Source organism: Pseudoalteromonas rhizosphaerae (genome assembly GCF_902498845.1).
GTDB classification, from domain to species: domain Bacteria; phylum Pseudomonadota; class Gammaproteobacteria; order Enterobacterales; family Alteromonadaceae; genus Pseudoalteromonas; species Pseudoalteromonas rhizosphaerae.
Window position 1 is genome coordinate 1 of sequence record NZ_CABVLM010000079.1, and the last position, 252, is coordinate 252.

Below are 252 nucleotides of genomic sequence, written 5' to 3' on the forward strand. Positions count from 1 at the left end.
TATGCTATGTTTATTCATGTTAGCCTCTGCTGTTTAGTTATTTGACAAACTAATTATGGCTCTGGCTTTGAATTAAGCTAACCCACGAAAAGCGGAGGCTAACACCGTGTGGGAGTCATTATGTCTATATAAAGCATTTTCACCGCAAGAAGCACGACGTATTTTAAATAAAATAGAGTTCCATTACACACCTAAACATGCGAGTTGGTTGAATATGGTCGAGATAGAAATTGGCAATATGAATAAGCAATG

The 252-nt window shown here is 36.9% G+C and carries 1 pseudogene; it reads left to right on the forward strand.

The window, feature by feature from the left end:
* Positions 1–124 precede the first annotated feature (124 nt).
* Positions 125–252: pseudogene (locus PSR9079_RS23545) on the forward strand (transposase); the annotation flags it as partial.